Source organism: Pseudomonas wayambapalatensis, assembly GCF_049942315.1.
Lineage (GTDB): Bacteria > Pseudomonadota > Gammaproteobacteria > Pseudomonadales > Pseudomonadaceae > Aquipseudomonas > Aquipseudomonas wayambapalatensis.
Genome location: NZ_JBNFMU010000124.1, coordinates 1 through 4,873 on the forward strand (window position 1 = coordinate 1; position 4,873 = coordinate 4,873).

At 57.6% G+C, this 4,873-nt stretch carries 7 protein-coding genes; 3 read left to right on the forward strand and 4 right to left on the reverse strand.

All coding sequences use genetic code 11. The annotated features are described in order from the left end of the window. Nucleotides 1-83: 83 nt before the first annotated feature. Complete coding sequence (locus ACPZMI_RS06885) at nt 84-509, reverse strand: RidA family protein (RefSeq protein ID WP_426351934.1); 426 nt, start codon at nt 507-509, stop codon at nt 84-86. Between the two features lie 399 nt (nt 510-908). Between ACPZMI_RS06885 and ACPZMI_RS06890 the strand changes: the two genes are divergently transcribed. Next, nucleotides 909-1,229 carry a hypothetical protein gene (locus ACPZMI_RS06890; RefSeq protein ID WP_186709870.1) on the forward strand — a complete coding sequence of 107 codons (321 nt, stop codon included), beginning with the start codon at nt 909-911 and terminating at the stop codon, nt 1,227-1,229. A 189-nt stretch (nt 1,230-1,418) separates the two neighbouring features. Here ACPZMI_RS06890 and ACPZMI_RS06895 read toward each other — a convergent pair whose 3' ends face one another. From ACPZMI_RS06895 to ACPZMI_RS06905, 3 genes are all read right to left on the reverse strand, one after another. After that, nucleotides 1,419-1,676: a DUF2790 domain-containing protein gene (locus ACPZMI_RS06895; RefSeq protein ID WP_186668858.1), complete on the reverse strand. Its 258-nt coding sequence runs from the start codon at nt 1,674-1,676 to the stop codon at nt 1,419-1,421. 109 nt (nt 1,677-1,785) lie between these two features. Further along, on the reverse strand, nt 1,786-2,256 hold the full coding sequence (gene cynS / locus ACPZMI_RS06900; RefSeq protein WP_054895305.1) for a cyanase: 471 nt from the start codon (nt 2,254-2,256) through the stop codon (nt 1,786-1,788). Nucleotides 2,257-2,295: 39 nt separating this feature from the next. Beyond that, nucleotides 2,296-2,955: a carbonic anhydrase gene (locus tag ACPZMI_RS06905; RefSeq protein ID WP_186668860.1), complete on the reverse strand. Its 660-nt coding sequence runs from the start codon at nt 2,953-2,955 to the stop codon at nt 2,296-2,298. A 110-nt stretch (nt 2,956-3,065) separates the two neighbouring features. On the opposite strand from ACPZMI_RS06905, the gene cynR reads away from it, so the two are divergent. Together cynR and ACPZMI_RS06915 are read left to right on the forward strand one after the other, a co-directional pair. After that, on the forward strand, nt 3,066-3,989 hold the full coding sequence (gene cynR, locus ACPZMI_RS06910; protein WP_426351935.1) for a transcriptional regulator CynR: 924 nt from the start codon (nt 3,066-3,068) through the stop codon (nt 3,987-3,989). Between the two features lie 447 nt (nt 3,990-4,436). Then, a complete protein-coding gene (locus tag ACPZMI_RS06915; protein ID WP_426351936.1) occupies nt 4,437-4,694 on the forward strand; it encodes a hypothetical protein in 258 nt (85 codons plus the stop codon). Nucleotides 4,695-4,873: the final 179 nt, after the last annotated feature.

The following is a 4,873-nucleotide window of genomic DNA, read 5'->3' on the forward strand; positions in this document are numbered from 1 at the left end:
CGACGCGATACCTGTAGGAGCGGGCTTGCCCGCGAAAAAGACACCGCCGTGTCACAGGCACAGCGGGTTACGTCAGGTTGAACTCAGACCTTCTCACAGCAAGCGGCCACCGCATCGATCTCCACCAACATCCCATCCAGCGCCAGCCGTGGAACGGGGATCAGGGTGCAGACCGGATGCCCGCTTTCCCAGACCCGATTTGCTTCGCTGACCCATTCACGCAAGCGATGCTCATCATGATCGACGATCAACAAGGTCAGCTTGAATACCTGTTGCAAGCTCGCGCCCTGCGACCGCAGTGCCGTGTCCAAATTGGCGAGTGCCTGCCTGGCCTGCGCGGCAAACTCGGCGGGCAGTCGCCCGTCGACATCCTCGCCACCTTGCCCGGCAATGAACAACAGCCTGGCTCCAGGTGCTACTGCGGCGACGTGGGAGTACCCGTTGCTGCTCGGGTCGTACAGCCCGGGTGGATTGGACAGCGCGAATGCGGGGCGGGAATCTGCGGACATGGGATTGCTCCAGAGGAAGGAGCGGGCAGTCTGCAACCTCGAGTCAACTTGAGGTCAAGCGTGTTTGTGGCCGAGAGAAGAAATCTCCTGGACGCAACCCAGTCACTCAATCAGGCGCAAATCCCCCGCCACGATCATGCTGCGCTCGATGCCGTGCATGCACCGCATCGCCTGCTTCGCGGGTAAACCCGCTCCCACGGAGTGGGCGTCGCACTTACGAAACGCGATTTTTCAGTGTCCGAAATGGGTCGAAAGCAGTCACCCGCTACCGCCAGCTTCCCCTCCTAAGGCGGTGGGGAATTTCAGGAATGAGGGTGAGTCGTTGATTGCACGATACCCAACCAAAACCATCAGGGTCAGCTAGAGTTTTGATGAGTACAACGCCGCGAGACAACGATCATGCTAAAACAAGAAGCAGAGAACGTGATTGAGCGTATTCGGGAAGATCTGAAAAGGCACGGTGTGCTGATCGGCTACGATCCCGAGTTTACTACTGCTGAATTCGGGTGCGACCTCGACCATCACGTTGCTCAGGTCAGAGAGGATCCGAACAACCGTGTGTTGCAGATTGCGATACATGACGAAGGGCTCTGGAATCAGCTCCAGCAGGGAAATGTGTATCGGTGTAGCGTCAGTGAATGTCGAGGAAAGCTCTTCGGCATTCCTATTACGATAGAACCGAGAGACGATGAGTCCTACACCATTGAGTACAGGCTCTGAAGTTTCAGGAGGGTAGTCTGCCGTCCAGATTCCCGTCCCGCAGACGAGTCGGCAGATCACCCTCTGTCGGAAGCAAAAAGCCCCCAGCGATTTTCGCAGTGGGCTTGCGTCTATACAGGATGCCAAGCCTCGATCCCATCTGCCCTGATGCCCAGGAACTGCCTGTCGAGCTGGAGTATGGACGGCGCATCAGTTGTTGGCACAGCCATTCCCCACGATTCTGTACTCCATGATATGCCGCTCGCCATTGGAGTCGTCGTAAGTCAGCTGCATCGGCACAACTTCGCAGACATTGGGCACCGGGGTAACAGCCACAACGTGCGCGATATCCAGGTTCTGAGAGTAGCGATAGGGTTCAACCGTCATTGGTGCAGTTCGAGTACCTTGGTCATCGGCCATGGCAACAGAACCAAGGCCGCCTAGGAACAAAACGAGTAAGAGTTTCATGGTGATCACCTGTACTGAGGGCGTAAGAAGGCCTGAGCATCCGATCGGCGCTCAGTCGTCATGAATGTTGGAGATGGCCCGGCGCGGTATGGCGCCGGGCTGAGCTACATCAGAAAGGCTTGGTAGGCAGATACTTGCCGTCCAGGGTGATCACAGCACGGTGACCACCGTCCGGATCTTCGACCTTCTTGATGTCCAGCTTGAAGTTGATGGCACTGATGATGCCGTCGCCGAACTTCTCGTGGACCAGCGCTTTGAGGGTGGTTCCATACACCGACATCATTTCGTAGAAGCGGTAGATGGTAGGGTCGCTCGGCACCCCGTCGAAGAAGCTGCCGCGGATCGGCATCGATTGCAGCAGTGCGACTTGATCAGCATCGAGATCGAGCTTTTCGCCTACGACCTTCGCGGCGCTTTCAGGCAGCGGATGCTGGCCAAGCAAGGCTGCGGTGACAAAGGCCTCGGACAGGCCCGTACCGTCAACGATTTGCGCAAAGGACAGGTCCTTGCGAGCCTTGGCCTGGATGATGACTTCGGTCAGTTCCTGGCGAGCGGTGCGGGTGGCTTGAGTCTGGATCATGGTGAGTCTCCTGGGTAAGAAAAGGTGCAGATACAGGCTTCAGGCGACGTGCCTGGCCGGCTGGGAAACGGCGTGGACTTCTGGGTTTTGCGCGAGAGACACGAAGGTGCCGGTGCTGCCATCAAAAGCGTCGATACGTCCGGTCTCGATGTCATAGATCCAACCGTGCAGGGTCACGCGGCCTTCTTCGAGCGCCAAGCGCACGGAGGGGTGGGTCTGGATGTTGGCCAACTGCGCGACCACGTTTTCGCGCACCATGGAAGCAACCTTGCTTGGGCCGTCCGCATGCTGACGGGCCTCATTGACTACCTTGGCTGAGTCGGCGTACCGCAACCAGCTGGCTACGGCGGGCATGTGATCCAGGCATTTGCAGGTGGCGATGGCGGTCATCGCGCCGCAGTCGGAGTGGCCGCAGATCACGATGTCTGCAACCTTGAGGCCGGCGACCGCGTATTCGACCGACGCCGAAACCCCACCCGGCTCTGGCCCATACGAGGGCACGATATTGCCGGCGTTGCGGATTACAAACAGATCGCCTGGCTCGCGTTGGGTGACCAGTTCAGGCACCAGTCGGCTATCAGAGCAGGAGATGAAGAGAGCCTTTGGCGCTTGCTGATTGGCAAGGTCCTTGAACAGTTTGACCCGCTCCGGAAAGGCGTTTTTTTGAAACTTCAGAAATCCGTCGATGATCGCTTTCATGGTTGCTGTCTCGATGTCGCTGGGTGTGAGACGGAGATTAAGCAGCGCATGACATAAGGTAAAAGTCTCATTTATTATGAGCTGGATCAGATTATCTTATGGGTTTAGGCATGCTCGCTCGCCACATCCAGTATTTCCTGGCCGTTGCAGAACATCTCAGCTTCACGAAGGCCGCAGCAGCGCTGCATGTCTCTCAGCCGGCGCTTTCTCAGCAAGTCAGGCAGTTGGAAGAGAGCCTGGGAGCCCAGTTGTTCGACCGATCAGGCCGCACGACGCGTTTGACTGACGCGGGGGATGTCTACCTTCTCTATGCGCGCCGTGCGTATCAGGAACTGCAGGAAGCCAAAAGGGCTATACATGATGTCAGCGACCTCAGCCGTGGCTCATTGCGTGTTGCCGTAACGCCGACGTTCACGACCTATCTGGTGGGGCCGCTGATCGAGGCATTTCACTCCAGATACCCCAAGATCACCGTCAACCTGAAAGAGATCTCCCAGGAGCGTATCGAGGAGTTGCTGTTGGCGGGAGAGTTGGACGTAGGGATCGCATTTGATGAAATACATGCGCCGGATATCGAAGCCATCCCCTTGCTGAACGAAACGCTTGCTTTGGTCATGAACCGCAGACACCGCCTGGCCGAGGAACGCTCCATTACCTCGCACGGCCTGAGTGCAGAGTCTTTGGTCCTGCTCAGCACAGAGTTTGCCACTCGCGAGCAAATCGACCGCTACTGCCGCAAACATGAGATTCGTCCCAAGGTGCAGATGGAGGCCAATGCCCTCGGCGCAGTGATCGAGATCGTTCGCCGGACGAATCTCTCGACCTTGTTGCCTGCCAGAATTGCGTTGGCCCATGACGACCTTGTAGCCATCACACTGGAGCCGGAGCGCTTGCAGCGACGGGCCGTTCTAATGCGGCGTAAAGACGCTTTTCTGAGTGCGGCGGTGCGTGTCTTCATCGAGCTGGCTAAAGAAATATCCAGCGAGCTTGATCACGCGACCGCAGGATGTGCGTGTGCGCAAGTGCAACGATGATGGCCTAGCCGACCTGCGAAGCGGAGACTGGCAGGGGAGGGAAGCCCCTATTGCTTTCTAGCTGCTGACGGCGCACTGATGTGTACTACATAACCTCCAGCAAGCAACTCACCCCAAAATTAGATGGCTTCCTACACGAACGAATCAGATTTTCGCTATTTGATGTAGGCCCTTTCCCAAGCATCCTCTGTCCGCTTTTGCGTCATCCAGATGACGACTAGTCTCGCCGGGTCGTTGCCAAATCAACGACCGGGCCTGCAAGCCCGAAGATGAGACTACCTTCGCTGGCCGAGCCTACTCGGTCACGCCGTCTATGGTGGCTACGTGCGGGAGATCTTCGGATCTGCCGGTTTTCTCGTCTTCCGGTCTTGCAGACCTGTACGTAGCCGCCACCCATCAAATGCAAGTGGTGTCGTGGTGGTTCAATCTAATAGACGAGATCACGCCATGCTCAAGATAGTCCCCGACCCACCGCACACTACAGAAGCCCCCGACTACCTCGAAGACACCCTGGTCGAAGCCATGGAATACACCATGTGTGGCCTGGCGGTAGCCAACCAGTCGATCACCTCCCTCCCCAAATCCCCCGCCACGATCATGCTGCTTAGCGTGATGCACGAGCTCGACGCCGTGCGCTCGCTGTTGGAGTGCGCGTTGGCGCAGGTGCAGCTCAAGAGTCGAGCGCGGCCGCTATCCCTGCATTAGTCCGTACTCATTTCCAAAAGGCTTGCAGGGCCTCTGTGGGAGCGGGCTTGCCCCGCGATCACGGGCAACGCCCGTGCCATATACCGCATCGCCTGCTTCGCGGGTAAACCCGCTCCTACAGGTACCCCGCTGTACTCAAAATCAGCGGAGTACCTGTAGGAGCGGGTTTACCCGCGAAG

Bases quoted from the DNA above. Each gene is read 5' to 3' on its own strand.
- ACPZMI_RS06885 (WP_426351934.1), bottom strand. From the start codon at position 509: ATGTCCGCAGATTCCCGCCCCGCATTCGCGCTGTCCAATCCACCCGGG.
- ACPZMI_RS06890 (WP_186709870.1), top strand. From the start codon at position 909: ATGCTAAAACAAGAAGCAGAGAACGTGATTGAGCGTATTCGGGAAGAT.
- ACPZMI_RS06895 (WP_186668858.1), bottom strand. From the start codon at position 1,676: ATGAAACTCTTACTCGTTTTGTTCCTAGGCGGCCTTGGTTCTGTTGCC.
- cynS (WP_054895305.1), bottom strand. From the start codon at position 2,256: ATGATCCAGACTCAAGCCACCCGCACCGCTCGCCAGGAACTGACCGAA.
- ACPZMI_RS06905 (WP_186668860.1), bottom strand. From the start codon at position 2,955: ATGAAAGCGATCATCGACGGATTTCTGAAGTTTCAAAAAAACGCCTTT.
- cynR (WP_426351935.1), top strand. From the start codon at position 3,066: ATGCTCGCTCGCCACATCCAGTATTTCCTGGCCGTTGCAGAACATCTC.
- ACPZMI_RS06915 (WP_426351936.1), top strand. From the start codon at position 4,437: ATGCTCAAGATAGTCCCCGACCCACCGCACACTACAGAAGCCCCCGAC.